At 56.6% G+C, this 26,507-nt stretch carries 29 protein-coding genes, 1 tRNA gene and 1 pseudogene; 17 read left to right on the forward strand and 14 right to left on the reverse strand.

The genetic code is table 11. The features are described 5' to 3' along the window. Nucleotides 1-88: 88 nt before the first annotated feature. On the reverse strand, nucleotides 89-895 hold the full coding sequence (locus tag ACTD9P_RS22940; protein ID WP_438869479.1) for a c-type cytochrome: 807 nt from the start codon (nucleotides 893-895) through the stop codon (nucleotides 89-91). Nucleotides 896-1,543: 648 nt separating this feature from the next. Between ACTD9P_RS22940 and ACTD9P_RS22945 the strand changes: the two genes are divergently transcribed. From ACTD9P_RS22945 to ACTD9P_RS22955, 3 genes are all read left to right on the forward strand, one after another. Continuing rightward, nucleotides 1,544-2,749: an acetyl-CoA C-acetyltransferase gene (locus tag ACTD9P_RS22945; RefSeq protein WP_438869480.1), complete on the forward strand. Its 1,206-nt coding sequence runs from the start codon at nucleotides 1,544-1,546 to the stop codon at nucleotides 2,747-2,749. 16 nt (nucleotides 2,750-2,765) lie between these two features. After that, on the forward strand, nucleotides 2,766-4,913 hold the full coding sequence (locus ACTD9P_RS22950) for a 3-hydroxyacyl-CoA dehydrogenase NAD-binding domain-containing protein (RefSeq protein ID WP_438869481.1): 2,148 nt from the start codon (nucleotides 2,766-2,768) through the stop codon (nucleotides 4,911-4,913). 158 nt (nucleotides 4,914-5,071) lie between these two features. Next, nucleotides 5,072-5,797, forward strand: coding sequence for an amidotransferase (locus ACTD9P_RS22955; RefSeq protein WP_438869482.1), 726 nt, complete (start codon nucleotides 5,072-5,074; stop codon nucleotides 5,795-5,797). On the opposite strand, the gene ACTD9P_RS22960 is transcribed toward ACTD9P_RS22955, so the two are convergent. The 3 genes from ACTD9P_RS22960 to ACTD9P_RS22970 all read right to left on the reverse strand — a co-directional run bounded on the left by ACTD9P_RS22960 (nucleotide 5,794) and on the right by ACTD9P_RS22970 (nucleotide 8,460). Then, nucleotides 5,794-6,765 carry a magnesium and cobalt transport protein CorA gene (locus ACTD9P_RS22960; protein ID WP_058420797.1) on the reverse strand — a complete coding sequence of 324 codons (972 nt, stop codon included), beginning with the start codon at nucleotides 6,763-6,765 and terminating at the stop codon, nucleotides 5,794-5,796. The genes ACTD9P_RS22955 and ACTD9P_RS22960 overlap by 4 nt on opposite strands. A 42-nt stretch (nucleotides 6,766-6,807) precedes the next feature. Then, nucleotides 6,808-7,554: a lysophospholipid acyltransferase family protein gene (locus tag ACTD9P_RS22965; RefSeq protein ID WP_438869483.1), complete on the reverse strand. Its 747-nt coding sequence runs from the start codon at nucleotides 7,552-7,554 to the stop codon at nucleotides 6,808-6,810. A gap of 213 nt (nucleotides 7,555-7,767) precedes the next feature. Beyond that, nucleotides 7,768-8,460 carry a crotonase/enoyl-CoA hydratase family protein gene (locus tag ACTD9P_RS22970; protein ID WP_017138321.1) on the reverse strand — a complete coding sequence of 231 codons (693 nt, stop codon included), beginning with the start codon at nucleotides 8,458-8,460 and terminating at the stop codon, nucleotides 7,768-7,770. A 336-nt stretch (nucleotides 8,461-8,796) separates the two neighbouring features. Between ACTD9P_RS22970 and ACTD9P_RS22975 the strand changes: the two genes are divergently transcribed. The 3 genes from ACTD9P_RS22975 (at nucleotide 8,797) to ACTD9P_RS22985 (ending at nucleotide 10,940) form a co-directional block, all read left to right on the forward strand. After that, nucleotides 8,797-8,886 (forward strand) — tRNA-Ser (locus tag ACTD9P_RS22975). Between the two features lie 226 nt (nucleotides 8,887-9,112). Further along, a complete protein-coding gene (locus tag ACTD9P_RS22980) occupies nucleotides 9,113-10,336 on the forward strand; it encodes a GmrSD restriction endonuclease domain-containing protein (protein WP_438869484.1) in 1,224 nt (407 codons plus the stop codon). Continuing rightward, nucleotides 10,329-10,940, forward strand: a complete 612-nt coding sequence (locus ACTD9P_RS22985) for a HEPN domain-containing protein (protein ID WP_438869486.1) — start codon at nucleotides 10,329-10,331, stop codon at nucleotides 10,938-10,940. Before ACTD9P_RS22980 ends, ACTD9P_RS22985 begins: the two co-directional genes overlap by 8 nt. Before the next feature lie 95 nt (nucleotides 10,941-11,035). Here ACTD9P_RS22985 and ACTD9P_RS22990 read toward each other — a convergent pair. Next, nucleotides 11,036-11,266, reverse strand: a pseudogene (locus tag ACTD9P_RS22990) (site-specific integrase); the annotation flags it as partial. A gap of 272 nt (nucleotides 11,267-11,538) precedes the next feature. Here ACTD9P_RS22990 and ACTD9P_RS22995 point away from each other — a divergent pair. The 3 genes from ACTD9P_RS22995 to ACTD9P_RS23005 are packed head-to-tail and all read left to right on the forward strand — an operon-like array spanning nucleotide 11,539 to nucleotide 13,882. Beyond that, complete coding sequence (locus ACTD9P_RS22995) at nucleotides 11,539-12,159, forward strand: cysteine hydrolase family protein (RefSeq protein WP_438869487.1); 621 nt, start codon at nucleotides 11,539-11,541, stop codon at nucleotides 12,157-12,159. A 49-nt stretch (nucleotides 12,160-12,208) separates the two neighbouring features. Next, the gene (locus ACTD9P_RS23000) at nucleotides 12,209-12,943 is read left to right on the forward strand and encodes an isochorismatase family protein (protein WP_438869488.1); all 735 of its coding nucleotides are present in this window, start codon (nucleotides 12,209-12,211) and stop codon (nucleotides 12,941-12,943) included. A gap of 36 nt (nucleotides 12,944-12,979) precedes the next feature. After that, entirely contained in the window at nucleotides 12,980-13,882 is a 903-nt protein-coding gene (locus ACTD9P_RS23005) for a LysR family transcriptional regulator (RefSeq protein WP_438869489.1), read from the forward strand. 126 nt (nucleotides 13,883-14,008) lie between these two features. Here ACTD9P_RS23005 and ACTD9P_RS23010 read toward each other — a convergent pair whose 3' ends face one another. Continuing rightward, nucleotides 14,009-14,278, reverse strand: a complete 270-nt coding sequence (locus tag ACTD9P_RS23010; protein ID WP_017138315.1) for a hypothetical protein — start codon at nucleotides 14,276-14,278, stop codon at nucleotides 14,009-14,011. Between the two features lie 317 nt (nucleotides 14,279-14,595). On the opposite strand from ACTD9P_RS23010, the gene ACTD9P_RS23015 reads away from it, so the two are divergent. From ACTD9P_RS23015 to ACTD9P_RS23030, 4 genes are all read left to right on the forward strand, one after another. Then, nucleotides 14,596-14,823 carry a DUF2442 domain-containing protein gene (locus tag ACTD9P_RS23015; protein ID WP_438869504.1) on the forward strand — a complete coding sequence of 76 codons (228 nt, stop codon included), beginning with the start codon at nucleotides 14,596-14,598 and terminating at the stop codon, nucleotides 14,821-14,823. Nucleotides 14,824-15,109: 286 nt separating this feature from the next. Next, complete coding sequence (locus ACTD9P_RS23020) at nucleotides 15,110-15,478, forward strand: DUF6232 family protein (protein ID WP_438869490.1); 369 nt, start codon at nucleotides 15,110-15,112, stop codon at nucleotides 15,476-15,478. Between the two features lie 324 nt (nucleotides 15,479-15,802). Then, nucleotides 15,803-16,777, forward strand: a complete 975-nt coding sequence (locus ACTD9P_RS23025; protein WP_438869491.1) for a hypothetical protein — start codon at nucleotides 15,803-15,805, stop codon at nucleotides 16,775-16,777. A 1-nt stretch (nucleotide 16,778) separates the two neighbouring features. Then, nucleotides 16,779-17,138, forward strand: a complete 360-nt coding sequence (locus ACTD9P_RS23030; protein ID WP_438869492.1) for a hypothetical protein — start codon at nucleotides 16,779-16,781, stop codon at nucleotides 17,136-17,138. 75 nt (nucleotides 17,139-17,213) lie between these two features. Here ACTD9P_RS23030 and ACTD9P_RS23035 read toward each other — a convergent pair whose 3' ends face one another. Beyond that, nucleotides 17,214-18,254 (reverse strand): DMT family transporter, encoded by a 1,041-nt coding sequence (locus ACTD9P_RS23035; protein ID WP_438869493.1) that lies wholly within the window; start codon nucleotides 18,252-18,254, stop codon nucleotides 17,214-17,216. A gap of 68 nt (nucleotides 18,255-18,322) precedes the next feature. Beyond that, nucleotides 18,323-18,658 carry a hypothetical protein gene (locus ACTD9P_RS23040; RefSeq protein WP_056861597.1) on the reverse strand — a complete coding sequence of 112 codons (336 nt, stop codon included), beginning with the start codon at nucleotides 18,656-18,658 and terminating at the stop codon, nucleotides 18,323-18,325. A 285-nt stretch (nucleotides 18,659-18,943) separates the two neighbouring features. Here ACTD9P_RS23040 and hopBF1 point away from each other — a divergent pair, with 285 nt between their 5' ends. Then, nucleotides 18,944-19,552, forward strand: a complete 609-nt coding sequence (hopBF1, locus tag ACTD9P_RS23045; protein ID WP_438869494.1) for a T3SS effector protein kinase HopBF1 — start codon at nucleotides 18,944-18,946, stop codon at nucleotides 19,550-19,552. 81 nt (nucleotides 19,553-19,633) lie between these two features. On the opposite strand, the gene ACTD9P_RS23050 is transcribed toward hopBF1, so the two are convergent. The 4 genes from ACTD9P_RS23050 to ACTD9P_RS23065 all read right to left on the reverse strand — a co-directional run bounded on the left by ACTD9P_RS23050 (nucleotide 19,634) and on the right by ACTD9P_RS23065 (nucleotide 22,381). Continuing rightward, the gene (locus ACTD9P_RS23050; protein ID WP_438869495.1) at nucleotides 19,634-19,990 is read right to left on the reverse strand and encodes a gamma-glutamylcyclotransferase family protein; all 357 of its coding nucleotides are present in this window, start codon (nucleotides 19,988-19,990) and stop codon (nucleotides 19,634-19,636) included. Between the two features lie 9 nt (nucleotides 19,991-19,999). Continuing rightward, on the reverse strand, nucleotides 20,000-20,659 hold the full coding sequence (locus ACTD9P_RS23055) for a M24 family metallopeptidase (RefSeq protein WP_438869496.1): 660 nt from the start codon (nucleotides 20,657-20,659) through the stop codon (nucleotides 20,000-20,002). Nucleotides 20,660-20,863: 204 nt separating this feature from the next. Then, nucleotides 20,864-21,442 (reverse strand): DUF4337 domain-containing protein, encoded by a 579-nt coding sequence (locus tag ACTD9P_RS23060; RefSeq protein ID WP_438869497.1) that lies wholly within the window; start codon nucleotides 21,440-21,442, stop codon nucleotides 20,864-20,866. Between the two features lie 54 nt (nucleotides 21,443-21,496). Beyond that, nucleotides 21,497-22,381, reverse strand: a complete 885-nt coding sequence (locus ACTD9P_RS23065) for a LysR family transcriptional regulator (protein ID WP_438869498.1) — start codon at nucleotides 22,379-22,381, stop codon at nucleotides 21,497-21,499. A 93-nt stretch (nucleotides 22,382-22,474) separates the two neighbouring features. On the opposite strand from ACTD9P_RS23065, the gene ACTD9P_RS23070 reads away from it, so the two are divergent. Beyond that, nucleotides 22,475-23,443 (forward strand): NAD-dependent epimerase/dehydratase family protein, encoded by a 969-nt coding sequence (locus tag ACTD9P_RS23070; RefSeq protein WP_438869499.1) that lies wholly within the window; start codon nucleotides 22,475-22,477, stop codon nucleotides 23,441-23,443. On the opposite strand, the gene ACTD9P_RS23075 is transcribed toward ACTD9P_RS23070, so the two are convergent. Together ACTD9P_RS23075 and ACTD9P_RS23080 are read right to left on the reverse strand one after the other, a co-directional pair. Further along, nucleotides 23,403-23,786: a DUF2784 domain-containing protein gene (locus ACTD9P_RS23075; protein ID WP_438869500.1), complete on the reverse strand. Its 384-nt coding sequence runs from the start codon at nucleotides 23,784-23,786 to the stop codon at nucleotides 23,403-23,405. The genes ACTD9P_RS23070 and ACTD9P_RS23075 overlap by 41 nt on opposite strands. Nucleotides 23,787-23,803: 17 nt before the next feature. Beyond that, on the reverse strand, nucleotides 23,804-24,700 hold the full coding sequence (locus tag ACTD9P_RS23080; RefSeq protein ID WP_438869501.1) for a LysR family transcriptional regulator: 897 nt from the start codon (nucleotides 24,698-24,700) through the stop codon (nucleotides 23,804-23,806). Nucleotides 24,701-24,797: 97 nt separating this feature from the next. On the opposite strand from ACTD9P_RS23080, the gene ACTD9P_RS23085 reads away from it, so the two are divergent. Together ACTD9P_RS23085 and ACTD9P_RS23090 are read left to right on the forward strand one after the other, a co-directional pair. Beyond that, entirely contained in the window at nucleotides 24,798-25,646 is an 849-nt protein-coding gene (locus tag ACTD9P_RS23085) for an oxidoreductase (RefSeq protein WP_438869502.1), read from the forward strand. Nucleotides 25,647-25,740: 94 nt separating this feature from the next. Then, nucleotides 25,741-26,430 (forward strand): HAD-IA family hydrolase, encoded by a 690-nt coding sequence (locus tag ACTD9P_RS23090; RefSeq protein ID WP_438869503.1) that lies wholly within the window; start codon nucleotides 25,741-25,743, stop codon nucleotides 26,428-26,430. The last annotated feature ends 77 nt before the right edge of the window (nucleotides 26,431-26,507 follow it).

The following is a 26,507-nucleotide window of genomic DNA, read 5'->3' on the forward strand; positions in this document are numbered from 1 at the left end:
CGCGAATGCGGTGGTTCAGCAATACGCAGGCTGACTGACCCACCGCATTCGCGAGCAAGCCCGCTCCCACACGGGATGTTCGCAAGACTCAGGGTTGCTGTTTACGACCCGCCATATGCCTCAAGTACCCCACCAATAAATCCAGCTCGCCATCGGGCAGCACACTGGCGGTAAACGCCGGCATCTTCGCCTGTGGCCAATGCCGCAAACTCTGCGGGTCGCGGATGTAACGCTTGAGGAAATCCCCGCTGAAATACTCGGTGGGGTTGTAAGGAATATTCAGGTCCGGCCCCACCTGCGCATCGCCGGCGCCATTGAGCCGATGACACGCCAGGCAATTCTTCTGGAACAGCGCAAAGCCCTGATTGACCGGGTCATTCGCCGCCAGCTTCGGGTCTGGCAACAGCGCCGGGAAGCGTTCAGCCACCGTCTTCAATTGCTTGATCGCGGACACCTGGAACGGCCACTGCTCAGGGCTGATATGCCCGGCTTGCGGGTCGGTCCACACCAGGTAGAACGGCCCGGCACTCGGTTTGCCGTCTGCCAGCGCTGGCCACGGCTGGGCTGGGTCCTCCACTGCCAACCAGGCGCGGGCGCCGTGTTTTTCCAGCAGCGGCGCGGCTGTCAGCTCGGCCGCGAACCCATCCAGGGCCACGGCTTGCAGATGGTTCTCGGGCTTGAGGCCCGGCAGCAGAGAGGCCAGCGGCACGGCGCGATAGGTCATAGTGCGCTTGTAGGAAACGTCATCGACGATCTGCACCGTCTGCGCATCCGGGTGCTTGAGCAAATCAGCGGTCTGCCAGGTCTTGCGCGTGTGGTCGAGTTCGATGGTCAATTGCGCGGCCGTTGCCGGCAGGGCCAACAGCAAAGCGAGGAAGGCAAGGATCGGTTTCAAGGGAGAGCCCGGTTCAAGGTGGCGGTGGCGCCTACGATACCGGAAATCTGCGCGCAAAAAGACAGCCCCTGCAACAGGACCGCTATGCGCAATGTCCCGGCAGGTGCTGCCAAAAGCTGCAGTCCTGGTGATGTGTGTGCACGGAATCTGGAGGCTGAATCGTCACCCGATAACCTTGGTTAAATTGGGCAAGATCAGAATCAGTGTGGTGGCGAACAGAATAAGTCCCGCCTGACGTACTTTCGAATGTTTAAACATGGCTGACTGCCTTTTGTTGTTATTCCTGAGCGTCAAATGCGTGCCGATGTATTTCAGTATCGCGACGTGACGTTGCACTTTTCTTACAGTTGCTCCAGCAAAACCCGGCAGCAACTTCCTACTGATTCAACCTTAGAGCCCTCGTTCTTGGCGGCTTAGATCCATTTCATATCAGCTAATCATCATTTGCGCTAAAAACGGCATGAGGCTTATTGCCATCTTCGCGCCAGCCCCGAAGCTAGACAGCTAAAACGATTAATCAGCGGTTTCCCATAGCTGCCTACCGTTCGTCCGAGCGAGGGGGTCAAAAGCAATGAGCGCATCCGTCATTGAAACCGTGTCAATCGGGCCTGAAGGTAGGCACACACGCACTGGCTGTTCGAGGATGTCATGACCCAAGCTTTGATCTTTGATGCGATACGTACGCCCCGTGGCAAAGGCAAGGCCGATGGTGCCCTGCACAGCGTCAAACCGGTCAACCTGGTGGCGGGCCTGCTGACGGCGCTGGCGCAACGCAGCGACCTCGACACGCGCCAGGTGGATGACATCGTCCTCGGCTGCGTCACCCCGGTGGGCGACCAGGGCGCCGACATCGCCAAGACCGCCGCGCTGGTGGCCGACTGGGACATCAGCGTCGCTGGCGTGCAGATCAATCGCTTCTGTGCGTCGGGCCTGGAAGCGGTGAACCTTGGCGCAATGAAAGTGCGCTCGGGCTTCGAAGACCTGGTGGTGGTCGGCGGTGTCGAGTCCATGTCCCGCGTGCCCATGGGCAGCGACGGCGGCGCCTGGGTGCTCGACCCGCATACCAATCTGCACAGCCACTTCACGCCGCAAGGTATCGGCGCGGACCTGATCGCGACACTCGAAGGCTTCACCCGCCAGGACGTCGACACCTTCGCCCTACAGTCCCAGCAGAAAGCGGCCAGGGCTCGTGCAGACGGTTCCTTCAACAAGTCGCTGATTGCGGTGCAGGATCAGAACGGCATCGTGCTGTTGGACCATGATGAATTTATCCGTGGTGACTCGACCCTCGAAGGTCTTGGCAAGCTCAAACCGAGTTTCGAGATGATGGGCCAGATGGGTTTCGACGCCACTGCACTGCGGGTCTACAGCCATGTGGAGCGTATCCACCATGTTCACACGCCGGGCAACAGCTCCGGCATCGTCGACGGAGCCGCGTTGATGCTGATCGGTTCCGAGGCCAAGGGCCGCGAACTGGGCCTGCAACCACGGGCGCGCATCGTCGCCACGGCGGTCACCAGCACCGACCCCACCATCATGCTCACCGGCCCCGCACCGGCGACGCGCAAGGCATTGGCCAAAGCCGGTTTGCGCGTTGAAGACATCGACCTGTTCGAAGTCAACGAAGCGTTTGCTTCTGTGGTTCTCAAGTTCATCAAAGACATGGGCATCGACGTCGCCCGAGTCAACGTCAACGGCGGCTCCATCGCCATGGGCCACCCGCTGGGCGCCACCGGCTGCGCGATTCTCGGCACCCTGCTCGACGCGCTGCAAGTGCGCCAGCAGCGCTACGGGCTGGCCACCCTGTGTGTCGGCGGTGGCATGGGCATCGCCACCATCATCGAACGCCTCTGAGCCCAAGGAATTTGTCATGACCGAAGCCATTCGTTACGAAAAAGGCCAGGACCAGATTGTGGTGCTGACCCTCGACATGCCCGGCCAGAGCGCCAACACCATGAACGGTGTGTACCGCGAGGCCATGGCGGCCACTGTCACACGTCTAGAGGCGGAAAAGGCCGACATCGCCGGCGTCGTTATCACCTCGGCGAAGAAGACTTTCTTCGCCGGTGGCGACCTCAATGAACTGATCAAAGTCGATAAAGCCCACGCCAAGGATTTCTACGACAGCGTGCTGGTGTTGAAGGCGCAACTGCGGCGCCTGGAAACTCTCGGTAAACCGGTGGTGGCCGCGATCAATGGCGCAGCGCTGGGCGGGGGTTGGGAGATTTGCCTGGCGTGTCATTACCGCGTTGCGCTGGATGACAAGTCCACCCAGCTTGGCCTGCCGGAAGTCACCCTGGGCCTGTTACCGGGCGGCGGCGGGGTAGTGCGCATGGTGCGCATACTCGGGCTGGAGAAGGCCTTGCCGTATTTGCTGGAAGGTAAAAAAGTACGGCCGCAGCAGGCATTGCAGGCGGGTTTGATCAATGAGCTGGCGGCGGATCGCGATGAGCTGCTGGCCAAGTCCCGCGCCTGGATTTTGGCCAATCCCGAGGCCAAACAACCGTGGGACAACAAGGGCTACCAGATCCCCGGCGGCACGCCGTCAAATCCAAAAGTTGCGCAGATGCTGGCCATCGCGCCGTCGATTTTGCGCAGTAAAACCAATGGCTGTTTCCCCGCGCCGGAGAAAATCCTCTGTGCGGCGGTAGAAGGCGCCCAAGTGGATTTCGACACCGCGCACCTGATCGAAACCCGCTACTTCACCGAGCTGGTCACCGGGCAAGTGGCGAAAAACATGATCGGCACCTTCTGGTTCCAGCTCAATGAGATCAACGCCGGCAGCTCACGGCCCAAAGGTTTTGCCCCTTATGTCACGCGTAAGGTGGGCGTGCTGGGCGCCGGGATGATGGGCGCAGGCATTGCGTATGTGAGTGCCTGTGCGGGCGTCGAGGTGGTGCTCAAGGACATCAACCTGGCGGCTGCCGAGAAGGGTAAGGCGCATTCTGCCGCGCTGCTGGACAAGAAAGTCAGCCGTGGGCAATTGACCGCCGAACAGCGCGAAAGCACCTTGGCGCGGATTCATCCTGTGGCCTCCGATGCCGACCTGGCCGGTTGCGACCTGATTATCGAAGCCGTGTACGAAGACCGTGAACTCAAAGCCAAACTCACGGCGGCGGCGCAAAGCGTGGTCGGCAGCGAGGCGGTGATCGCCTCCAACACCTCCACCTTACCCATCAGTGGCTTGGCGACCGCAGTGCCCGATCAAGGCAAATTCATCGGCCTGCATTTTTTCAGCCCCGTCGACAAGATGCCGCTGGTGGAAATCATCAAGGGCAACCACACCCGCGACGAAACCCTGGCCCGAGGTTTTGATTTCGTACTGCAAATCAAGAAAACCCCGATCGTGGTCAACGACAGCCGCGGCTTCTTCACCTCGCGGGTGTTCGGCACCTTCACCAATGAAGGCATCGCCATGCTCGGCGAAGGCGTGGCCGCGCCGATGATCGAAACCGAAGCGCGCAAGGCCGGTATGCCGGTGGGGCCGTTGGCGGTGTCGGATGAAGTTTCCCTCAGCTTGATGAGCCATATCCGACAGCAAACGGCGAAGGATCTGCAAGCCGAAGGCAAAGCGCTGCCGACTCACCCGGCCACGGCCGTGATCGATCTGTTGGTGAATGAATACAAGCGCACGGGCAAGGCGGCAGGCGGCGGTTTTTACGACTACCCCGCGGGCGGGCACAAGCATCTGTGGCCCGAGCTGAAAACCCGCTTCGAACAAGCCGGCAAACAGATCTCTGCGCAGGATGTGCGCGACCGTTTACTGTTTATCCAGGCGATTGAAACCGTGCGGTGCGTGGAGGAGGGCGTGTTGCTGTCCACGGCGGATGCCAACGTGGGGTCGATCTTCGGCATTGGTTTTGCCGCGTGGAGTGGCGGTGCGTTGCAGTTTATCAACCAGTATGGCTTGAACGACTTTATTGCCCGGGCGCGTTACCTGGCCGAGCAATACGGGGAGCGGTTCTCGCCGCCAGCGTTGTTGCTTGATAAGGCTGCACGGGACGAAGCCTTCCGGTGATCAAAATGTGGGAGCGGGCTTGCTCGCGAAGACGGTGGGTCAGATAAGGCTGATGTTGACTGGCACACCGCCCTCCCACAGGAGACTTGCTTTGCAGGCACATTTCAAGGCAGGCTCTGGGCTGTGCATTATTCCCATCACCGTGTCAGGTATTTTTTATGTCGCTACGCGTCTGTATCCTGGAAACCGATATCCTGCGTCCAGGCTTGATCGATCAATACCAAGGGTACGGGCAGATGTTCAAGCGCCTGTTCTCCAAGCAACCTATTGCCGCCGAATTTGTCATCTACAACGTGGTGCAGGGCGAATACCCGCCTGCTGACGAGGTGTTTGACGCCTACCTGATCACCGGCAGCAAGGCCGACTCCTTCGGCACCGACCCGTGGATCCAAACCCTCAAAACCTACGTACTCGAACGCTATGAGCGTGGCGACAAGCTGCTGGGCGTGTGCTTCGGTCACCAGCTACTCGCGCTGCTGCTGGGCGGCAAAACCGAACGCGCCAGCCAAGGCTGGGGCATGGGCATCCACGACTACAAGATGAACGCCAAGGCGCCCTGGATGAGCCCGGTGGTGGAAGAACTGACCTTGCTGATCAGCCACCAGGACCAGGTCACCACACTGCCGGACAACGCCACCGTGATCGCCTCCAGCGACTTTTGCCCGTATGCCGCGTACCACATCGAAGACCAGGTGCTGTGCTTCCAGGGCCACCCGGAGTTTATCCACGACTATTCCCGCGAGTTACTGGAGATTCTTCAGACAACCCTGGGCGAAAAGGTTTACACCCACGGCGTGGCCAGCCTTGCGCGTGACCACCACGGTGCCACCGTGGCGGAATGGATGATGCGCTTTGTCGCCCACAAGCCAGAGGCTGCGGCTTAAAGCCAGCCCGAGCGTTTAAAGCTAGCCCACAAACTGGTGCAGCCCACCGCAATAAACCCGAGCACCGCAAAATAGCCGTAGTGCCATTGCAGCTCGGGCATGTTCTGGAAGTTCATCCCATAAATCCCCGCCACCGCCGTGGGGAATGCCAGAATCGCCGCCCACGCAGCGAACTTGCGCTGCACCACGCTTTGCCGCGAAGCCTCCAGCAACACACCGATCTCGATGGTCTGGCTGGCAATATCGCGCAGGGTAGTGAGGTCTTCCATCTGCCGCGTCACGTGGATCTGCACATCGCGAAAATACGGGCGCATATTCTTGTCGATAAACGGGAAGCTGAGCTTCTGCAGCTCCTGGCTGATCTCCACCATCGGCGCCACATAACGCTTGAGCCGCAGCACATCGCGGCGCAGGCCGTGCAGGTTCTGTATATCGCGCTCGCTCAGTGAACTGCACAGCACGTTGCGCTCCAGCTCATCAATCTCGGCGTGGATCGCTTCGCTCACCGGCTGGTAGTTTTCGGTGACGAAATCCAGCAGCGCATAGAGTACGAAATCTTCCCCATGCTCCAGCAACAACGGCCGCGCCTCACAGCGCTGGCGCACAAAGCCGTAGGACGCCGAGTGACCGTTGCGGGCAGTGATGATGTAGCCATTGCCGGCAAAGATATGGGTTTCGATAAACTCCAGCTTGCCGTTCTCGCGCACCGGTGAATAGGTGACGATAAACAGCGCATCGCCGAAGGTTTCAAGCTTGGGGCGGCTGTGTTTTTCCAGGGCGTCTTCGATGGCCAATTCATGCAGGTTGAACTGACGTTGCAGGTTGGCCAGCTCCTGGGCGCTGGGTTCTTCCAGGCCTATCCATACAAAATGGTCGGGTTTGGCGGCCCAGGCGGCGCCTTCGTCGAGGGTGATATCGGTGACTTTCTTACCGGCGCTGTAAACGGCTGCCGCAACAACTCTACCCATGGTGCTGATCGCTTCTTATTAGGAGGACAGGTGTTGGGCAGCTTAGCTGGAGGCGAGTTCTATTGTTGCGGCATTTTGCAGTTCGCGGTCCATTGCCGCGATGCAGTCTTCCATCTGCGCCTGACACGTCTGCATCAACGTCGGGATGTCATCCGAAGTCAGCCCACAGGTAGGAATCGGCGGCAAAGAGCGTATGAGTACATCACCGCTGTTCCAGCGATTGAGCTGCATATGCTTGACGTAAGTGCTGGCACACACCTGAACGATCGGCACACCGGCCGCAATTGCCATGTGGAACGCGCCCTTCTTGAACGGCAGCAAGCCATTGCCCAGGTTGCGCGTGCCTTCGGCGAACACCCAAATCGAGGTGTCCTCATGCTGCAAGGTCTTTGTGGTGGTAAGCATCGCCCGGCGCGCCTTGTGCGCATTGCCGCGGTCAATCAACACATTGCCCGCCAGCCAGAACAACTGGCCGAACAACGGCACCCACTTCAGACTCTTTTTAGCGATACACACCGTGCGATGGGGCACCACATTGCCGAATATAAACAGGTCATAGTTGGACTGATGGTTGGCGATGACCACACAGGTGCCAGGTTTGTTACGCAGCGAGTCGACATCGGCCTTCAGGTTCAAGCCCAGGATACGCATGGCAGGCAGCGCATACAGGCGAGCGCACAGGCGGCTGTTGTCCGGGTTGAACGGCCGGCAAACACCCAAAAGCACGCCCAATAACCCGGCGACCATAAAGTGCAGGCCCATCAACAACATACGTAACAGAAAAAGCATCGACACAGCCCACCGGGACAAAAGGTGGCGCAGTGTACGGATGTGCACTGTATTCGGCAATTGCCCCTACAGACGTAGGAGATAGGCGATGTTTAAGCACATGTTTCAACGTATGCCGACACAGCCCGGCTAGAGCGGCTAAAGACGCTGCGGATTTATTTGTAAGAAAAAGCCCGACTCAAGGTCGGGCTTAGGCGCATCAGCTATAGGGCATTAGCCCAGGTTGTGGCCCTGATCCTGAATGATTGCATCATCCAAGGCTTCCAGCAGTGCCTTACGCACCTTCAGCTTGGTGTGCTTGTGGGCATTCATGTTGATCTTCTTCAACTGCCGCGCAGCCTCCAGGGCCGCTGCGTGCAACTCCTCCGGCGCCACCACCTTATCCAGGAAGCCGGCCCCCAACGCGCCCTGCGGGTCAAACATCTCGGCATTGATCACCGAACGATGAAACGCCGACTTACGCAGACGGTCCCGCGCCAACTCGATACCGGCGTGGTGCATGGTCATGCCGATCGCCACTTCGTTCAGGCCAATGCTGAACGGGCCTTCCACACCAATCCGGTAGTCCGCCGACAACAGCAGGAACGCACCCTTGGCCACCGCATGCCCAGGGCACGCCACAATCACCGGGAACGGGTGCGACAACAGGCGCCGCGCCAACGTCGAACCCGACGTCACCAGGCCAATGGCTTCTTTAGGGCCAGCGGTCATCACTTTCAAATCATAACCACCTGACAGAATCCCCGGCGTACCGGTGATGATCACCACCGCCCGATCCTTCTCGGCCTGATCCAGCGCAGCGTTGAACTCAGCAACCACTGCTGGAGAAATGGCGTTTACCTTGCCGTTGCTCAAGGTCAGGGTCGCGATACCGTCTTCGAGGTGGTAGGCAATCAACTCACTCATGACGCGGTTCCTTGTAGGAATTGTTATAGATAGGCTGTTAATAGAAGCGCATGCGCAGACGTTACCCACCACGCCCGCCCCGGTAAAGCGCCATGACTGACTACACAGTCAGACTTTTCCCGCCTTCCCAAGGCTAGACGGCCCGCAGCAGGGCACAGCCGCCGCGCCAGACGCCCGCAACCGATGCCCAAGAATGGCAGATTCACCGCCCCTCACCGAGCGAGTCACGGCATAACCGTCTAAGCGCATGAAAATTCTGAAAAAAACCTTTGCCATCAGAAAGGCTTTCGACTACATTAGCGCGCCTCGACAGACTGAACTGGTTTGACGAGATACGGTGAAGTGTCCGAGTGGCTTAAGGAGCACGCCTGGAAAGTGTGTATACAAGAAATTGTATCGAGAGTTCGAATCTCTCCTTCACCGCCACATTAAGTAAACACAAACCCCCGGTTTTCCTAGAGAAAGTCGGGGGTTTGTGGTTTTTGGTGTCTAAAAAAGGGCCAAATGGGAATGATATGGGAATGCGGGAGGGCGTTAAGCCTCTTCAGCTTGCTGGAAACGGTTGACCTCCACAGATAAGCTCAGGCATCTCCGGCACTTTTTCTGGCCTGAGTATCCCGTTCGATTTGATTGGCATAAAAGGAATGACTGCATGATGAATGAATTGAATGATGAAAGTCTTTTTACCGAAGATGAGAGTCAGCTTGAAAGTGAGAAAGATATTGATATTACTCACGAGAATTTTGATTTTTCATCCATCGCCATCAGCGCCAGCGATTGGACAACGGAAACAATTGTTGGTCAGATAGATAAAGGCAACATCCTTTTAAGTCCAGATTTTCAACGTCGCGATGCTTGGGATGCTTCAAGAAAAAGTCGTTTTATTGAGTCGCTGATTTTGGGCTTTCCAATTCCTCAAATAGTCTTAGCAGAGTCTAAGGCAAAAAAAGGCTCCTACATCGTTCTGGATGGTAAACAACGGCTATTAAGTATTCGTCAATTTTTTGCTACAAACGATCAGGCTGAACACTATAAAAAATTAACCTTAAAGAACCTTGATTTGAAAGGTGATTTGAATAATAAAACGATTGAAGCTCTAAGGGATAATCCGAAGTTTTTAAATGATATAGCGTCTTTGGAGAATCAAACGATAAGGACTGTTGTTATAAAAAACTGGGGTGATGAACGATTTTTGTATCATGTTTTCCTTCGCTTAAATACCGGAAGCGTTCCTCTTTCACCTCAAGAGCTGAGACAGGCTTTACACCCTGGACCTTTCGTAAACTTCCTTGAGAAAAAGTCTACAGATTCTACACAGTTGAGGGAAATTCTAAAAATTAAAAGCGCAGACTTCAGGATGCGAGATTCTGAGTTGTTGCTCCGATACTTTGCGTTTAGAGAGTTTTTGACTTCCTATAAGGGGGACTTAAAGAATTTTCTTGATACTACTTGTAAGAATTATAATGATCGTTGGCCAGCGTGTGAGGCACAAGTAAATCAGCAGTATGAAGACTTTATCTCTTCACATGAAGCAGTTAAGACAATTTTTGGTAATCATGCATACAGAAAGTGGACAGGTCAGCAATACGAGTCCAGGTTCAATCGAGCTGTTTTTGATGTCATGATTCTAGCATTCTCCAATTCGGAGGTTAGAAAGCTATCAGTAGGACGCCACGAAGCAATAGAGACTGCTTATAAGGAAGTATGCAGCGAAGCAGCTTTTTTAACATCTGTTGAATCTACCACTAAGAGTATGGATGCCACTGTGACTAGATTAGCTATCTGGTACGAGAAATTAAACAGCTTGATCGGGAGCGATTTAGGCGTTCCTCATAAGGAGAACGGCAGCATTGTAGTGAAAAAAGCTCATGAGTAATACTCTGAGATTTGCAGAGCTTTCTAAAAGGTTAGTCGAGCTCGAAGATCATCTTATTACTAAGGAGTTTAGTGAGATAGGTGATTACGAGGAACATGTTAAAGATAAGGCGCGTGGTTACAGACTGTTGGCTCATGCAGAAGTCGAGTCATATCTTGAAGACGTTGTTATGCAAGTTGCCGATAAGACTTTGGCGAAATGGCAGGAGTCTAGCGTTGGCAGCAAAGAGTTAATTAGTGTCTTGGCATCTCTTAAAAATGATCCTGACATATCTGATAAAAGACTGAATGCACTGAAGACTACTCAGGAGGTTGTCAATTTTTCGTTTGTAACCTTTAAACAAAGAATTGTGAAAAACAATGGTATAAAGGAAAAGGACGTGAAAGCTCTCATGGGGCCGATCGGCATTGATATCGAAGCTTCAATGCCAGAGCTTCTTCCATTGCTTGACAGTTTTGGTACGAAACGAGGTGAAGTGGCTCACAGTACATCGCTGAAGAAAGAGATAAATCCAAAAGATGAGGTTGCGGATGTTAGAAATATATACGATCACCTTGAGCGGCTCGATAAAAGTATGTTTTTGATTATCGAATCTCTCAGCTAAGTATCGCGATGCTTGCAGTAGGGGGGAGAGCTCCCCCCTTACTTATCTGTTGGTGCTCGATAGAGCTCAGTGTTCTGCTAGGGATCAAGGCTACGTTATCTTGTAGACGGTGGATTAAGTTTTAATGCTAGTTGTAGAATTTCGATAACGTCTGGTCCATCTTCGTTGATCCATGTTCCATAGTGCTGGCGGATCATGTTTCTATTTGTGTGATCCATCTGTTCAGCAATCCAATCAATCGATGCCACACCCGTGGTCAGCAGCTGGTTGGCGTAGGTGCGCCGACACTGGTCAGGTCCGCGATAACGAACCCCTGCCAGACGGAGAACGGGGCAGATTTATTTAAGCGGCCACTTTTCTTGATAGGCCATTTTTGAAAGTGCTTAGGCAGCTTCGCGGCCCAACACAGGGCTGGCCTGCTCGCCGCAGTAAAAACCTCTTCATATCTGGCGGATGTTAGCTGGATACGGCCGGTTTACTCAGAAATAGATGTGCAGTTTTTGCACAAATATTGTTCATTTCTGTGTGTATTTCAAATATGAAAGCCTCCCTTAAACTCGACGCCACTCACCCCGTCACGGTTTAAGGAAACGCACAAATGACCAACCCCTCTCAACTGACCATCCGCGCAAGGTCTGGCGCAACACCCGTCACCCAGCTTGACCCAGTCACCACCGCACTGCTGGTCATCGATTTCCAGAACGAATATTTCAACGGCAAGATGCCGATCCCCGAAGGTGCGGCCGCGCTGCATAACGCCCAGTGCCTGGTCGAATTCGCCGACCAGCAGAAGATCCCGGTCATTCACATCCAGCACCTCGCACCGGCCGGTTCCGCAGTGTTTGCCCAGGACGGCAACACCGTCGATTTCCACCCACTGATGCAGCCGCGCGCTCAAGACACACTGGTGCAGAAGACCAGCGTCAGCGTGTTCGCCAGCACTGACCTGCACAACCAACTTCAGCACCAGGGCATCCGTACCCTGATCATCTGCGGCTTGATGACTCACGCCTGTGTCGCGGGTGCGGCCCGTGATGGTGCGGCGTTGGGCTACGCCATTGTGGTTGCTAGCGATGCCTCGGCGACCCGGGCAATCACCCGTGCCAACGGTGAGTCGGTGACCCAGGACCAACTGCATGCCTCGGCACTCGCTGAAATTGAAGACACCTTTGGTGACGTGCTGACCACGTCCCAAGTCATCGGCTTGTCTGTGCGCTAACGGTCGGCCTTTCAGCACCCTAATTCAACTCGTCAAACAGGACTGCGTCATGACTTGCACATTCGCCACTCCATCGAGCCGCCTTCTGCCCAAGCTGTTCAAGTCTGCCGTCATCGGCCTGGGCTTGATAATGGGCCTCGGCCAGTTTGCTGCCGCCGCCGAAGCACCGGCTAACCCACACCCGACCATTCGCGCCATGTTCGGTGCCAAGCCGGCCGACAAACTGGACGCCAAGACCACCGCACTGTTGGTGATCGACTTCCAGAATGAGTACTACACCGGCCGCATGCCGATCCCGGATGGCATGAAAGCCCTCGAAAACACCCAGCGCCTGATTGCATTTGCAGACAAGGAACACATCCAGGTGATCCACGTGCAGCACATCGCTCCAAATGGCGCCGCAGTATTTGCCAAAGATGGCAAGACCGTGGATTTCCATCCGCTGATGAAGCCGCGCCCACAAGATAAGGTGATTCAGAAAACTACCGTCAGCGTGTTCGCCAGTACCGATATTGATGCCCAACTGAAGAAAGCCGGGATCAAGACGCTGATCATTTCCGGCCTCATGACTCACGCCTGTGTCGCCGCTGCAGCGCGTGACGCCACGCCGTTGGGCTACGACGTTGTGGTAGCATCCGATGCCACTGCAACCCGCGCCATCACTCGCGCTAATGGGCGTTCGGTGACCAAGGACGAGCTGCATGATTCGGCGCTGGCCGAGATCGAAGACACCTTCGGTTCGGTGCTGACCACCGCGCAAATCGTCGCCTTACCGGTGAATTGATCAGCTTGATAACTCATTGGGAGTAACGCCCGCTTCATGAACCAGTTATCTGCCATGCGCGCCTTTCGGTGCATTGTCGAGGCCAAGGGCTTCTCTGCTGCGGCAGAGCGGCTGGACACTACCCACTCGACGATTTCACGGCAGTTGCAGCAGTTGGAACTTGAACTGGGCGTTCAGTTGATCAATCGCAACACCCGCCGCTTCAGCCTGACCGGCCCTGGGGAGCAGTACTTCGCAGCCTGTGTCGATATTCTTGACCGCCTCGATGCGGCTACCCAGGCCATGGCACAGGGGCATCAGCGCCCCGAAGGCCTGTTGCGGGTCAGTGTGCCGCTAGTGGTGGGTACGCTGGACTTGCCGCACTGGTTGCCGGGGTTCCAGAAGCGTTATCCCGATATCGAACTTGAACTGTGCTGCGACGACAAATTCGTAGACCTTGTGGCTGAGGGCTTTGATGTCGCCATCCGTATTGCCAGCGCCCTGGGCGATACCACGCTGATCGCCCGCACCCTGACTGTTTCAAAGCGCGTGCTGGTGGCGTCGCCTGCCTACATCCGCACCCACGGTTTACCGCGCACCGCCCAGGAACTCGCTGAGCATCGCTTGCTGAGGTTTGTCGGGGAGGCGTCAGACTGGCAACTCACCTCGGCGCGGGGTGCAACCGTGAGCGTCACGCCCAAAGGCCAATTCAAGACCAACACCATCACTGCCTTGCACGCCGCCACACTGGCCGGCGCCGGCATTGGCTGTTTCACGCATGCCACGGTGCGCAACAACCTGGCGCAAGGGCAACTGGTGCCCATCCTGCCCAATTACTCGATGGGCGAGTGGCGTTACTGCGCGCTGTACCCGCAATCCCGGCACTTGGCGCCCAAGGTCAGGGCGTTTGTGGATTACATGGCGGATTTTTACCAGGTGGATGCTAAAGCCGCTGTCTGAGAAAGGAAAAGGACAGATTTTTATTTGAGTCTTGTCACGGGCTCCATGCGAGGCAATTAAACCCCTGATTTCGGGAGAAACCAGGGGTTTTGTGATCTCTGGAGTTTGAAAGCTGCCGTTTCTAGATCACGCGCCGGGCATATCCATGCGTCGGCCTATGACGTCCAGCAAATCGCAGCCATCGCGCAACGGGATTGAACACAGCAAGGCAAAATCACTGAGAACAACGGCATCACTACTGATCTCGCTGCGCAGTGCAAGGTTCTCAAGGACTTGGGTGACGGCACGCAGCCGAAAACTCGCGGCGTCGAGGAGGATTTCCAGGGGGACGGTGGTATCGACAAAAAGGGCGGGGGTGGCGCTGTCGTTGCTGGTGAGGGCTATGTATTGGTTCATGCGTTAAGTCCATTGAGACAAAGATAATAACGACGCAGCTTTCATGGCCTACTTCCAAAAACGGCAGTCGCCTGAAATAACGTCGTTTACATTCCGTCTTATCATCGAGTCGCCAAACCCGGCCGCTCACACAGCGACCCATCGACTATAAGGTCGGCTTTTGAGAAACGGGAGCGTACGGCTTCCGAATAACCTGTAGGACCTTGCCCTGATTCATGCATGTGGTCGCCAGGTCAGTATTTCAAGGCCACTGAAAACGTGATTATGTCTAGGATGATTTCTAAGAAAGGAGCTTTCCCATTACCAAAAATCTCCGCATCTCAGCCGTAAAACACGTTGCTGGTCACTATTCTCTTGAGATCGAATGGAGTAACGGTAAGCACTGTACCGTTGATCTCTTCAAGCAGATAAATGATTTCGAAGTCCTCAAGCCGCTTCAGAATTTGGCAGTGTTCAGCCGGGTAACGGTCGGTGATTGGGGCCTTGATTTGACTTGGGGTAATGAAGTCGAGCTGTCAGCGTCAACGCTTTATCGTTTCGCATAATGATTACAAAGGACACTACACCTAAACGTAACTGTATTACGCTAAAAGGGCGGCCAATCGAGCCGTACTAATACATTTTGTAAACCTTCGGCCCTCAATGCCTATGCCGATTATGCACATCCAGAAAATGCGTATGACTATGCCGCATCACGCTATGAGGAGGAGAGAGGGGCGGGACTTGCTTAATCTTCGTGTTTTAGGCGAATTTAATAAGCTTTCCCCTTTTCGCTGCCTTTTAGCTGGTTTATAGTTGGACTTCAATAAATTCACAGACCAAGAGATTAAAATGGACGAGAAAATCTTCTTCAATCAAGGGAATGTAAGTGTGAGCAATAGTAGGTTTATTGTTGATGGTCAGACCTATGCAATGAGCAACGTGACCTCTGTAAAGTCTGGCGTCACGCCTCCCGATAGAGGCGCTGCAATAATTATTGCCATAATAGGTTTGGCTTGTTTGTTTGGGAGCGGCTGGGTGTTCGTGGTTGGCATCGTAGCGGTAGCTATAGCTGTTCTGGCTTGGATGGGTAGCAAGGCAAAATACTCTGTGATTTTAAACACCTCATCAGGTGAGAATAAGGCATTGGTAAGTGAGGATAGACCGTATATAGCTAATGTGGTTGCTTCATTAAATGAAGCCATTGTTAGCCGGGGTTGATGTGCTTGAAATAAGCCTAAAGGCCAATAAAGTAGTCCACTTCTTTATTGGTAGTTAGACTTCGTGGGTATAAAGGAGAGGGGCGAATTTATTTGATTTTCGTATGTTAGGCGAGATTTAATAAATTTGTCCCTTTCGTATTTCGCGTTACTCAATTGTCCTGTGCGATGTGTACACATGATCAGCAGCAGCGCGCAATGCGTAGGCACATACCTGGATTAAAGTAGTCCATTTCTGAAACGTTAAAACCACCCCTCTGCACGTCTTACCTCCGCCGTTACGCTTTCTTATAGTCCTGCGCCTCAGCCACTTGGAGGTGCACGCATGCAGGGACCCTACGCATTTATCAATGAACATCCCCAGCCTTATCCATTGCTTAAACTAAGCTTGGCGCTTGATCCGTATACATACACCAAGTTCGACACCCTCAACCAGCACATCCGCAACACGGTGGTGTTGCCGGGGCAATTGGTGATCATCGGGGATAGCCGAACCGCCGCTTGCACCGCGGAAGAAGCACAGCTGATGCGCTCGGCGCAAAATATAAAGCTCGCCCTGTTGGCGTATTCCGCAACTGACCAATTTCTGATCAAAAACTATGATCAGGTGCAGGCCATCTTGACTTATTCGTCCCTTGGCATCGGCAGTGCTAGCAATGCATGGAGCAAGCATTTGGCGCAAGTTGAGAAGACCCTTATGGAAATCGAGGATCTGCATAAGCAGTACTTGAGCAAAGGCACCACTGGGGCGAGGGAGGAGTTTTTGGTTAAGCGAAGGGCGCTGTTTGCCAGGTTGGATAGCCAAATCTCGGGCATGGCGCGCTTTGGTACGGGGTTGAAAAACGAAGGTTCGATAAAAAAGATGTTGGGGATTTCAAGTAAAAGCTATTGGCAGCATGGAGAAATTCGTGGGTATGAGGAAAGGGTCAAGCATTTGGCCAAGGCCTCGCAAATATTGAAGAAGGGGACTTACATTGGCATAGCGCTGGATGTTGGGGCGACGGCGCTGGAGATAACGGAGGCGTGTTCCACGGGGCGTGAGCAAGCGTGTACGCAGGCTAAATATGTTGAAGGAGGCAAGTTGGTGCTGGGCGTTGGTGGTGCATCCGCAGGCGGGACACTGGGTGCTTATGTCGGAGCCACTGCCTGCGCGATTGTTTTTGGCATACCTACAGCGGGTGCCGGAGCTTTGGCCTGCGCTATCGTCGGTGGTGTTGCGGGTGGATTTACTTTAGGCAAGCATGGAAGTGGATGGGGGGAGAAAACAGGCAATTTTCTTTACAAGACTACGAGGGATTGAAATGGATTTTGAAATTATTGGTATGGGCTCAGGTGTCCTCCTACTACTGAGTTTTCCGATCGTCTTTTCTGCCATGTTCAAAAAACTCGATGCTGCTGAACGTCATATGCAATACAGCAGCTTTATAGTCGGGTGCAGGCACACTTTTCGTAATGCCCCCTTTGAAGGAAGGCCCCAACGCGTCTACGCCATGGCCACCGTCATTCTTATGCCAAAAGTCATTGAGTGGAGGGGCATGGTACTGGTTGAGGATGTTGAAAAAATACCGAGGCACCTGAAGTACTGGATGGTCATACCAACACTGGTTACCTGTCTCGCCGCTTTCGGTCTTATCATCAGCTCGTTGTTTATTCGCGACTAGTCCTCCATGGGAAAGGGCGACTGTCTTTCGCCCCTTTCCCAAAACGTCATCCGGCAGACTTCTGTCGTCAGGCCCTCAATGCCGATGCCGATGATGCACATCCGGAAAATGCGCATGGCTATGCCGCATCACACTATGAACATGCACATGACTGTGCGGCTGCGCCGGGTCCCACTCAAACCCGTGCTCATGCTGATGATGTTCATCATGCACATGCCGATGCCCATGTTCCGTCGCCTCATGCAGGTGCTCATGGGCATGCCGCTCCGTCAGGTGCAGCCACACGCCCACGGCCATCAACGCGGATGCAATCCAGAATGCCACCGTTACCGATTCCCCAAATGCCAGCAGGGCAACAGCCGCGCCGAGGAAGGGGGCCGTCGAGAAGTAAGCGCCCGTGCGTGCGCTGCCCAACCCCCGCAACGCCAGCACGAACATGACCAGGCTGATGCCATACCCCAAAAACCCAACCAACAAGATGGGCGCCAGCTGCGCCACACCCGGAATCTGCGCGCCGAGGTAAAGCGCCAGGCTGCAATTCACCAGCCCGGCTATCAATCCCTTGGCGCCGGCGATGAACAGCGCGTCCGAGGCCGAGACTTTGCGCGTCAGGTTGTTATCAATCCCCCAGCACACGCACGCCAGCGCTACGGCAAACGGCCCGGTCCAGTCGTGGCTGGCGCCGCCGCCGTCGGACCATGACAACACCGCGCCGCCCAGCACGATCGCGAGCATGCCGAGGACGATGCGGCGGTCGGCGTTTTCTCTGAACACCAGCCAGGCGATCACGGCGGTCAGCACCGATTCAAGGTTGAGCATCAGGGAGGCAGTCGCGCCGGCGGTGCGCGTGATGCCGAACATCAAGGCAACCGGGCCGAGGATGCCACCGAAGGCGATGGCGCCGAGCAGCCAGGGCCATTCAGCACGGGTCAGCCCGCTGGGTTTCCAGCCGCGATCACGGATAAGGCGCACGCAGGCCAGGCCGAGGCCGCTGCCGAGGTAGAGCAGGCCAGCGAGCAATACGGGCGAAAGGCCCAGGCCGAGGCTTTTGGCGAGCGGGGTGCTGGCGCCGAACAGGGCGGCGGCGGCGAGTGCGTAAACGATGCTGAGGTTCATGGGCCATCCTCGAAAGGTTGACCCATGATACGTCGCTTGCCAGGGTCAGCACCCTGACAACTTTATATTTACTGCGCGGTTTTCAGCTTGATCACATCACCCGAAATCTTGGTGGTGTAACCGTTCAGTACCCAGGCCCAGAACCATTTTTCCTGCACTTGAGTGTTGATCAGCGCGTCGCCGCCTTTGGCCTTGATGGCGGCATCCTGGGCGCGCACGAAGCGGCTGTTCTGGCCGATCGGGATGATGCCGAGCAACATCACGCCGGTGGCGCTGCCTTCACTGTGGCCCAAAACGGTGTATTGGCTGCTGTCGTACTGCGGGGATTTGATGGCGGTGCCGGTGCAGCCTGCGAGGGTGAAACCGAGAACAGCTGCTGCAACTACTTTACTGACGTACTTCACTGTGTAACTCCATGGACTGACCCTCGGGATTCAATTCTCGAGGGGGCGCTACTTTAATTCCTGCATTGGCAGATTGAAATCAATTACCCGGATGTTTCATTTTCAGGCCGCGCTATAGGCCCGAGGCCGACGCCACTGGCATGTACTGATGGCCCGTCACTGTAGCTGCCTGAGCAACGCGTGAAAAAAGGGAACCGACTTAGCCACCTGTTCACTCACTCTTTAAGACTTCGATGCGTTCCATCCCAAGTCTGACCAATCAAAATGATGAGCAAGGTGGCTAACGTGTTGCAAGTAAACGCTAATGCAGTATCCCGCTCTGGTGGCCTGGGTCACAGTACTGAAGTGGGCACGTCTAAGTTCAATGCCATCGCGTCGTTAGGCGTGAAGCTTGGAACCGGTAGCCAAAAAGATGTTTATCACTCTCAGCAGGATGCCAGGCAATGTGTCTGCCTGATTCGCCCGGGCACGACGGGAAACATCCCTGCGAGTGATTATGCAGAAAAAGAAATGCAACTGACCAAGCAGCTTAAAGACCTGGGGTTTCCAGTGGTCGATGCGCACGCGTTGGTTGCCTATAACGGCCAAGTGGGCCTTACCAAAGACTATATTCACCATGCGCTGGATTCTGAGGATGTGATTCATAACCGCCAGAGCCTTCCGAGCGATGAGAAGTTTAATACCAACGTTCAAAAGGACTGCGATTTTATAATCAACAAGCTGAAGGCTCACCACGTACACATTGAGGACTTGCAGTTCATCATCGATGGGTATGGGCGGGTGCGCATCAACGATCCCCGGGAGGTGGTGAGATCTTCGCCGGACAAAAGTATCAATAAGGTTCGCGAGTTACGGGCCGTCGCATTGAATAACTTGCTCGACGACAGCGACTGACCCACGCGGCGCATGCGCAAGGCAATGCTTGGGTTCATGGGCCGCCCTCGCCAGGTGGCCCATGCTACGACGGCAGGCGGGTTATTGAGCTTGCACGTAAACCCAAGCCGTCAGCCCCGACGCCAGCGCCACGGACACGCGCTTATAGTCCGACACCTCATACGCATCCGCTGCCGCCAGTTCCTGCGCGTTTATCTGAAAGACCATGCCTTCAACGCTGGCAGACTTTTCCTCGGTGGGCGCGACAATCGGGTGATGGGTTTTGCCGCTGGTGGCCAGCACTTGCGGGTCGGTAATTTCTACCCAGCTTTGCGCATAGCCGAGCATGGCGTCGTGCTGGCCGACCAGTTCCCGGCCGAAGTTGGCGAGTTGCACGGCTTTGTCCTGCAAGGTGCCGTAGGAAAACAGCAGCACGGGAAATTGGGTGGAGCGTTCCATGGATGTTCCTTAAGCGAGTAGGTCTTCGTAAAAAGCGCCGTAGGGCTTGCTCGGGTGAGCGATCTGGATTTCCAGAATCCACAGCCCGGCGTTCGGGTAATGTTCAAAATCACCCAGGTCGCCGCCGCGATGGATGGCATGGGGGAAGTCGCTGACGCGGTGGCCCTTGATGTCGAGGTTCAGTCGCCAGCCCATGGCTTGGGCTTGCTCTTGGGCATAGCGGTAAAGCTCAAGGCCCGCGACTTGGTCATTTTTCCAGCGCGATTGTACGCGGTCGAACAGCCCTTTGGCGGCGTTGGCGCAGGCGATCATGTCCGCGTCGTTACCAACCGTAAAGGTGGCACCGGCGTCGCCTTCATGGCCTTGCCACACGGCGCCCATGTCGATGAAGAAAATATCGTCTTCGGCCAATACCGGGTCGCCATCGGAGCGTTGGTTGAAGGCTTTGAGGGTGTTGGCGCCGAAACGCACCAGCAGCGGGTGCCAGATGCGTTGCATGTCGAGTTCGGTGAGTACCTGTTTGCCCAGCTCGCGAGCCTCGGATTCAAGCATGCCGGGGCGGATACGTTGGGCGAGGTGTTCGATGGCTTGCCAAGTCATGGCTTGGGCGTAACGCATGGAATCGATACTGTAGGCGGCGCCCACGGCTTCTTTGGGTTGTGCGGTCACCGGTGTTCCCTCGCATTCAGGCTGTGCTGGTCGTTGTGCGTTTTACTATATAGCGATGCAGTGGCACAGCCCAATCTCAAAAACACCACAGATCAGATGTGGGAGCGGGCTTGCTCGCGAATGCGGTGGTTCAGTTGATACATGTGCTGACTGACACGCCGCCTTCGCGAGCAAGCCCGCTCCCACAGTTTTCACCGTGTTGGGTCAGAAATGCAGCCACGCCAGGCTACCCAGCAGCATTGCCACACCACCTGCGGTATAAGACATGCGCTTGAGCCACTCCTTGCGCGTCAGTAACGTAATCGCCGCCAACGAAATTGCGATCTGAATCGCGGTCATCGCCTGCGCCCAACGGTGATGCTGGTGCAGCGCCTCCTCGGATTTCTGGTCCCATTCCTTGGATGTCGCCTCAAGCTTCTCGGCCTGTTTGCGCACCTCTTCCTTCTGGCCCTTGTAGCGCTCGATCTCGTCCTTGTAATGCGCGGCATCCACACCCGGAATATGCGTAGCCAGCTCCGCCAGGTTCTGGCGGCTGGATTTGGCCTGGTAGTAGTTCCACTGGTTGGCGGCTTCGGTCTTGATGATGGCGGCGTTGTTCTTGTCCATCGCCGCTTCGCTTTCGGTGGAGCCGGCCTGGTAGCTGAGCATGGCGCCCAGGGTGGCCATCAAGGCGGTCATTACGGCGATGCGGCTGGCAAAGTTGTCACCGCGCCCGTGCGCATGTTCGGTGGTGTGTTCAATGTGTTTTTCGTGGGGGCTGGGGACTTCGAAGGCTTCGGACATGGGGGCGTCTATGAAGGGACTGAGGGAGATTGATTCTTTACCAGTGAAGCTGTCTCAATCCTGTACGTAACGCTGCAAACCTTGCACCAGCGCGTCGAATGTCACGCGGCAGCGCGGGCTGTTGCGCAGGTCTTCGTGCATGGTCACCCAGGTGTCCAATTTGAGCGCAAAGCCATCGGGCAGTACCCGGCGCAAACGCGGGTCGCGCTTGGCCAGTTGCACCTGGCAGCCGCCGATACCGGCACCGGCGCGAATCAGCGCCAATTGCGCCAGGTCACTGTCGCTGCTGATGGCGAAGGCGCTGCGTTCAAAGCCCTTGATCGCCAGGCTGCGGATAAACGCGCTTTCGTGGTCGAAGCCGATCACCGAATGGTCGGCCAGATCCTGCATCTGCAGGGGAATGCCGTGCTGTTGCAGGTAGTCGTCGCGGGCGTGCAGGCCCACTTCGATCAGGCCGATACGCTGCGCCAGCAGTTGCTCCTGGCTGGGGCGGACCATGCGCACGGCGAGGTCGGCTTCCAGTTGCAGCAGGTCGCTGAGGCGGTTGCTCAGCACCAGTTCAACCCGCAAGCGTGGGTGTTGGCGGCGCAGTTGGGTGATGATCGGCGGCAGCACTTCCACGCCGACCACTTCGCTGGCGGATACGCGCACCACGCCGCGCACTTCCTCGCCGTGGGCAGACGCGGCGCGCTCCAGGGCGGCGGCGGTGCGTTCCATGGTTTCGGCATGGGCGCGCAAGGTATGGGCCACGGCCGTCGGCAGCAACCCCGCAGGCGAGCGAGTGAACAGCACCACGCCCAGCTCGGCTTCCAGCGCAGCGATGTGCCGGCCCACCGTAGGCTGCGTGATACCGAGCTGCCGCGCGGCGCCCGATAACGATCCTTCCTTGAGTACGCCAAGGAATGATCGGTAAAGCTCCCATCCAATTGTCGATGCCATGCATAAATGTATAGCGGCTGGATTGTCTTCGGCAATTTATCTATAGCAAGGCTGCACACAAAATGGCCTTACCAACCCGTGTAGGAGAAGGTTATGAGCAAGGTTCTGGTGCTGGGTGCAACCGGCGGGATCGGCGGTGAAGTGGCGCGGCAACTGCACGCGTCAGGCTGGGAGGTGTGTGCGCTGACGCGGGATGTGGGCAAGGCCCGCCGCGCGAATGCCGACTTTTCCTGGATCGAGGGCGATGCGCTCAATCGTGATGAGGTACGCGCTGCCGCCCGTGGTTGTACGGTGATCGTGCATGCCGTCAACCCACCGGGTTATCGCAATTGGGCTGAGCTGGTCGTGCCGATGATCGATAACAGCATTGCGGCGGCCATCGCCGAGGGCGCGACGATTGTGTTGCCGGGCACGGTCTACAACTTCGGGCCGGATGTGTTTCCGGTGCTGTATGAAGATTCGCCGCAGCACCCGCGAACGCGCAAGGGGGCGATCCGCGTACAACTGGAGCAGCGTCTGGAAGAGGCGTCCCGCCGTGGCGCCCGTGTGCTGATTGTGCGCGCCGGGGATTTTTTTGGCGCTCGGCTGGCCAACAACTGGTTTGCCCAAGGCCTGATCAAACCCGGCAAACCGGTACACGCCGTGAGCTATCCGGGCGCACCGGGTGTGGCGCATCAATGGGCTTATTTGCCGGATGTGGCGCGAACCATGGTCGAGCTGCTTGAACGCCGGTCAACCCTGGAAGCTTTTGCGCGCTTTCACATGGCCGGGCATATGGACACGGATGGCACGCAGATGGCCCAGGCGATCCAGCAGGTGGTGCTGCGCAGGACGGGCCAGCAACCACGTGTAGGTCGTTTCCCATGGTGGTTGCTGAAAATGGCTGCGCCTTTTGTCGTCACTCTTCGCGAAATGCAGGAGATGCGTTACCTGTGGCAAACCCCGTTGCGTCTGGATAACCAGCACTTGGTCGCGACTTTGGGGCACGAGCCGCACACGCCGCTGGAGCAGGCGGTGGAAGCTACATTACTCGGTCTGGGTTGTTTGCCTGACGCCGTCTGATCAAACGCACATACACCGCGATATTGACCAGCACCACCACGGCACCCAGCCCCAGCTGAATCTCTGGGGTCAGCCCGGCCGGGTAGATCAGCGTAAGAATGTAATGCTCGATAAAACCGCCGCCATAACCGTCCTGCCCGGCGAGGTGACGCAGCAGGTTCTCCCAGCGGGTCAGCGGGCAGGGCAGGTGGAACACTTCCACCGCCACGCCCCAGGCTGCGGCGGGCAGGTGCAGCCACATCACTGGCCGCCACTTGAGCGCCAGCAACCCGCCAAACAGCACGAACAGGATAAAACACAGGTGGAACAGCACCAGGCTGTCGGCGGCAATGCGATAGAGCATGAAGAAGTTCGCTTTTATCAGGGCTGGAGTTGTGTTTGCAGGTAGTCGATAAACACCCGCAGCTTTTTCGGGGTGTTGCTGCGGTTGAAGTAATACAAGTACAGCGCGCTGTGGGTAATCCAGTCGCCCAGTACCTCCACCAGCTCCCCACTGTGCAAGTAGGGTTCGACGCTGGAACGCGCGACATAGGCAAACCCGAAACCGTCGAGTGCCCCGCGGATCATCAATTCGATGTCATTGGTGGCCAAGCGGCCCTTCACCGTGACGCGCATCGGTTTGCCGTCTTTTTCAAAGTCCCAGCGGTGCATCAGGCCGGTCTGTGCGCTGCGGTAGTTGACGCATTCATGCTCAAGCAGGTCGTGAGGATGAGTGGGAATTTTGCGCCCCTGCAAATAACCTGGCGTGGCGACGATCACGAAGCGCAGCTGCCTGGCCACCGGTATCACCACCATGTCCTCGGCCAGTACATGATCGTAGCGGATACCGGCGTCGAAGCCTTGCGCGACGATGTCCACCAGGGCGTTATCCACGGCCACTTCCAGGTTGATCCCCGGATGCTGGCGCAGGAAACCTTGAAGCAGCGGCTGCAGCACCATCCGGCTGGCGGTAGAAGGCACGTTCAGGCGCAAGGTGCCGCTGGCCTCGACCGTGGCGGCGGCGACACTGTGCAAACTGGTTTCGAGTTCTTCGAGCAACGGGGTGATTTTTTCCAGCAGTTGCGTACCGGCTTCGGTAAGGCTGACGCTGCGGGTGGTGCGATTGAGCAGGCGCACGCCGAGCTGTTTTTCCAGTGCGCCAACGCGCTGGCTCACGGTAGAGACCGACAGGCTCACGGCATCGGCAGCCTGGGTGAAGCTCTTGGTGCGCGCGACCTGCAGGAACAGGCGCAATTGTTGAAAATCAGGCGTGTCCATTGTGTGGTTTTTCCGGAAGGGGCATGTGAATTATGCATCTTTTTCACAGGAACGCCCGCGCGCATACTTTTTTCACACCCACGAGGAAGGTCCCTTCATGACCGATTCAACTGCAAAACCTGTCTGGTTTATCACCGGTTGCTCTACCGGTTTTGGTCGCCAATTGGCGGTGCACACCTTGAGTCTCGGCTACCCGACGGTGGTCACTGCACGTAACCCGCAACAAGTGGAGGACATTGTTGCGGGCCATGAGGACATCGCCCTGGTGCTGGCGCTCGACGTGACCGATCAGGCCCAGGTCGATGCAGCGGTGCAGGCCGCGCAAGTCCGTTTCGGGCATATCGATGTGCTGGTCAACAACGCCGGTATCGGCTACTTCGGCGCGTTTGAAGAAAGCGATCTGGACGAAGTGCGCCGCATGTTCGAGATCAATGTGTGGGGCCTCAGCGCCATGACCCGCGCCGTGCTGCCGGGTATGCGCGCACGTCGCTCGGGCACGGTGGTGAACATTTCATCGGTGGGCGGGATTGCCGCGTTCCCGTCCCTGAGTTTCTACAACGCCACCAAGTTTGCGGTGGAGGGCTTGTCCGAAGCGCTGGCTCAGGAAGTTGCGCCGCTGGGCATCAAGGTGTTGCTGGTCGAACCAGGCCCGTTCCGCACCGACTGGGCCGGGCGTTCGGCCAACGAAGCTCCGCAGGCTATCGACGATTATCGCGATACAGCGGCGGCCCGCACCAGCCGAGTGCGTAGCTACAGCGGCAAGCAACCGGGTGACCCGGTGCGTGCAGCGTTGGCCATCGTCAAGGCCGTGGAAGCCGAACACCCGCCATTGCGCTTGCTATTGGGCAAGGCCGCGCTGGGCTTTGCACGTACCAAAGTCGAGGCGTTGAGCGCCGATTTTGACGCATGGGCCGAGGTGACCGAGGGCGCGGATTTCCCTGAATAACGCCGCAGGGGAAGGGCCGCAACGGTTGCTTACACAGGCTGTAGGCCGTTATTGTGCTGAATCCTTTTAGTCCTTCCCCCAAGGTTCTGTTGCGATGAATGTACCGCGTACCGCAGTCGGTCCAATCAAGGCCGTGATTTTTGATATGGACGGGTTGTTGCTGGACACTGAAGGCATCTACACCGAAGTCACACAGATCATCGCCGAACGCTTCGGCCGTACCTACGACTGGGGCATCAAGCAGCACATTATCGGCCGGGGCGCCCAGGACCTGGCTGAATACGTGGTCAAGGCGCTGGATTTGCCGATTACTCCGGCCCAGTTTCTGCGGATTCGCGAACCGCTGATGAGCGAACGTTTCCCCAAAGCCCTGGGCATGCCCGGTGCCGAAGCGCTGGTGCGGCACTTGAAGGCGCACAACATCCCGATTGCCGTGGGCACCAGTTCGTCGCGCAATTCGTTTGGCCATAAGACCACCTTGCACCGTGAGTGGTTTGGTTTGTTCGGTACTATCGTCACGGCCGATGACCCTGAAGTGGGGGCCGCCAAACCCGCGCCGGATATCTTCCTCACTGCCGCCCGCCGCCTGGGTGTAGCACCCGAGGATTGCCTGGTGTTCGAAGACTCGCCGTTTGGCGTGACCGCTGCCAAGGCCGCTCACATGACCGCCATCGCCGTGCCCGATGAGGCCATGGCCGACAGCAAGTATCAGCATGCCGACCAGATCATCCGCAAGCTGGCGGACTTTGACCTGGCGGCGTACGGCTTGCCGCCAATGTCCTGACTAAAGCGCGGTCGAAAAAAATGTGGGAGCTGGCTTGCCTGCGATGGCGATCTTGAGGACGCCATCGCAGGCAAGCC

The organism is Pseudomonas onubensis, from assembly GCF_965653655.1.
In the GTDB taxonomy this organism is placed as follows: Bacteria; Pseudomonadota; Gammaproteobacteria; order Pseudomonadales; family Pseudomonadaceae; genus Aquipseudomonas.